This is a genomic window from Weissella sp. DD23 (assembly GCF_001579105.1).
In the GTDB taxonomy this organism is placed as follows: Bacteria; Bacillota; Bacilli; order Lactobacillales; family Lactobacillaceae; genus Weissella; species Weissella cibaria.
Map to the genome: position 1 here is coordinate 77,794 of NZ_KQ970390.1, position 3,104 is coordinate 80,897.

A 3,104-nucleotide genomic window follows, 5' to 3' on the forward strand; every position below is an offset into this window, starting at 1 on the left:
CAATATGTTGAGGTAAAGTCATGAAAAAGTTTTTTAGATTGGCAGTGGTGGGGGTTGTTTTCGGGACAACGTTGAGCAGTCAGCAAGCGTTTAGCGCATCGGTTGAGTTGTCGCAGACGATTATGAGTCGATATTTGCAAATACCGTTAAACATTTGATATAATGAAAACTAGTTGGAAACTTTGGAGTTTAGCTAAATTATTAAAAATAGAAAAATGTTACGTCGGCATATTGCCAATCACTTCGGTAAGATAAGCTTGTACCATCAGTAACCCCTATGGTATATATGAGATTGGTTTGTGAGCGATTCGGATGAATCGCTCTTTTTGTGAGATTGAATAAATGGCACTGTTAACTAATATTTTTCATACGAAAAAATAATCCCGCGAAATCAAAAAACAATAACCGACTAAACTAAGCATATTGAACGAAGATAGAAGTGAGAGAATGCGATTATGGAGTGGCTATTACCTAAGAAAGATCAAGAACGTTTAGCATTACATCGATATTTGACGAGCAAGTCAAGCCATGCTGTCCTAATTAAAGACATCATGGCTGATTTAGGGTGGTCACGGTATATGGTCTTGCAAAACGTGGAAACATTGCGTGTTGATTACCAACAAGTTGGGGACGGGAACATTGTGTATCTCCGACTAGTTGATTCAAACCGGGCATTACAAGTTGATCAGTTACAAACAATTAGTGATACAGCTTTATTAGGGGAGTACATTCGAAATTCATTACAATTCGATGTGCTAATGGATATTTTCTTAGAAGTGGCGCAGTCTAATGAAATGATTGCCTTGCGTCACTCATCGAGTACAACGGTTGTCCGTGTGACTAAGGTCGAAGTTGGTGAGGAACTTGAAAAGTCTGGTATCCAAATTTCTGACGATTATCAATTAGTTGGGGATGAACGAAATATTCGAATTCTGCTGTTTGAGGCATTGTATACTGCCTATGCCGATCAGCCAACGCCGTTTCCAGCGGATGTGCAAGCAGCAACTGATAAGGTTGAGGCGATTATTGAAGAACAAACGCACATCCGGACGACTGTGAAGAAAGCATTCCGCATCTTTTTTGGTATTTGGTATACTCGCTTGAAGCACGGTCACGTTATTGGTGATTATAACCATCAACTCTTTAAGCCAGATGCGGACTTGTCACGACATGCGCGGATGATTATCGATAAATTGCGTGAGGTGATTACGCTTTCCTTTGATAATCAGGCGCCGTGGTTTGACGAAGAGTTACGTTTTGGCTTAGGATCGATTTATTCACTAGGCATCGGTTCAGGTTCATACCGAGTTGCCAACCTGGTACCGGATGTCCGCCGGAAATTCCAGGAAATTTATGATGACGTTTGCGAAGTTTATCAAGATTTTTTTGGCTTGTCGTTATCACAACCAGAATTAGAGTTAATTCAAAAAGCACTCTTCTCGTTGAATTTCCGGATGCTGTTCTTCAGACAAAATGGCATTACGCACCCAATTAATCGTCAATTCTCGATGAGTACGTTTCCAATTCACACGGCATTTACAGAACGAGTCGTTGCCCATATTGCACCACACTTTGGCTTATCAGAAGCAGAAGTATCAACGGCCATCTTTAATGAGTATCTGAATACATTTGTGCTTGTATTGAATAATAGTGAAATCTTGCCGGTGATTAATGTCACCGTCGATATGATTGATATGCCGGCACTCGAACAAATTATTATTGAGCGGCTTGCAAAATGGCAATCAGTTAACCTTAATATCACCACCGAATTTACATCAGAAACGGACCTATACATTTCTGATGTGCAACTCGATAGCCAAGTGCCGGGATTTGCCTGGCGGTCATTCCCAGAAAACCCGGAAGAAAAAGCGTTGCATGAAAAGTTAATCGAATTAACTGTGCAGCGTTTCCAAGCATTGACCGGCAAGATATAAGTATATAAGAGAGGCTGGGACAAAACTTAGCTGAATATTTTGAATAAAAAGCAGGCGCAAAACCATGTCTATCAAGGGCTTGCGCCTGCTTTTTGGTATAATAGTAGTAATAAAGGCAAAGAAAAAGACGTTGAGCGGCCACTCAACGTCTACGATTTCTGTCTCGGAAGGACTGAACCAAACAATGTATAACAATTATAGCATGAATCAGCTAATGTTGGATATCCCAACTGCATATGAACCTGAAGAAAACCACCCAGCATATCAGATTAACCAGCTTGTAGAATCATTGGATTTTACGGATGAGTACACGACGGGACGATATCCTTATCACCCACGTCTATTACTTAAGTTGGTTCTTTTTGCGTATACTCGTGGAATTCGATATGGTCGTATGATAGAACGATTTGCGGATGAAAATAAGGTAGCCATGTGATTAACTCAAGGACAAGTTCCATCATATCGAACAATTAATCGTTTTAGAGCTGATGGTCGTATGGAGCAAATCATATTAGAGATGTTTACAAAGTTGCGTGAGCAACTAGTCGCCGCAGGCGTCATTGATAATGTCTTGTTTATCGATGGGACGAAGATTCTGGCCAACGCTAACAAGTACTCGTTTGTTTGGCGTAAGAACACCCTTCGTTTTAGCGAACTGAACAAAGCCAAAGCAGTTGCGCTTCTCGAAGAAATCAAAGCATCATAAGCGGATTTCTTTCATGAAGAAACCGAATTGTCGTTTGATTATATGGATGATGTTATTGCACGGTTAGAGATGCATATTGATGAGCTAAACCAAGCTGTCGAAAAAACCAAAAAGGTATCACCAAATCCAGCTAAGCAAGAACGGCGTACTATGAAATCTCAAACTCGCAAGCTGAAAGAAATACGCGATAAGAATGAGCAATACGAAAATTAAATGGATACGTTCGGTAATCGTAACAGCTATTCTAAAACAGATACCGACGCCACGTTTATGCGCGTAAAGGAAGATCCGATGATGAATGGCCAGCTTAAGCCGGCCTATAATGTACCATCTGCTGTCAGCAATCAAATGGTTATTGGATATGTTGTATTCCAAAATCCGACTGATGCAAGAACGCTTATTCCACTAGTCAAGAAAATGAATAACGCAGGAACACTGGGTTCAGTTGTCGTAGCTGACATGGG

5 protein-coding genes and 1 pseudogene are annotated in these 3,104 nt (G+C 40.6%); all 6 read left to right on the forward strand.

Annotated elements, in window-relative coordinates:
• Positions 1–20: 20 nt before the first annotated feature.
• Positions 21–158 (forward strand): hypothetical protein, encoded by a 138-nt coding sequence (locus tag WEIDD23_RS12935; RefSeq protein ID WP_010370536.1) that lies wholly within the window; start codon positions 21–23, stop codon positions 156–158.
• A gap of 297 nt (positions 159–455) precedes the next feature.
• Entirely contained in the window at positions 456–1,934 is a 1,479-nt protein-coding gene (locus tag WEIDD23_RS00345; RefSeq protein WP_010370539.1) for a helix-turn-helix domain-containing protein, read from the forward strand.
• Between the two features lie 184 nt (positions 1,935–2,118).
• On the forward strand, positions 2,119–2,370 hold the full coding sequence (locus WEIDD23_RS14140; protein ID WP_010370542.1) for a transposase: 252 nt from the start codon (positions 2,119–2,121) through the stop codon (positions 2,368–2,370).
• 60 nt (positions 2,371–2,430) lie between these two features.
• Positions 2,431–2,640: a transposase gene (locus tag WEIDD23_RS14145; RefSeq protein ID WP_010370545.1), complete on the forward strand. Its 210-nt coding sequence runs from the start codon at positions 2,431–2,433 to the stop codon at positions 2,638–2,640.
• A gap of 42 nt (positions 2,641–2,682) precedes the next feature.
• Positions 2,683–2,853, forward strand: coding sequence for a hypothetical protein (locus WEIDD23_RS14150; protein WP_223822989.1), 171 nt, complete (start codon positions 2,683–2,685; stop codon positions 2,851–2,853).
• Positions 2,854–3,104 (forward strand): annotated as a pseudogene (locus tag WEIDD23_RS13995) (IS1182 family transposase); the annotation flags it as partial.

Bases quoted from the DNA above. Each gene is read 5' to 3' on its own strand.
- WEIDD23_RS14145 (WP_010370545.1), top strand. From the start codon at position 2,431: ATGGAGCAAATCATATTAGAGATGTTTACAAAGTTGCGTGAGCAACTA.
- WEIDD23_RS12935 (WP_010370536.1), top strand. From the start codon at position 21: ATGAAAAAGTTTTTTAGATTGGCAGTGGTGGGGGTTGTTTTCGGGACA.
- WEIDD23_RS00345 (WP_010370539.1), top strand. From the start codon at position 456: ATGGAGTGGCTATTACCTAAGAAAGATCAAGAACGTTTAGCATTACAT.
- WEIDD23_RS14150 (WP_223822989.1), top strand. From the start codon at position 2,683: ATGGATGATGTTATTGCACGGTTAGAGATGCATATTGATGAGCTAAAC.
- WEIDD23_RS14140 (WP_010370542.1), top strand. From the start codon at position 2,119: ATGTATAACAATTATAGCATGAATCAGCTAATGTTGGATATCCCAACT.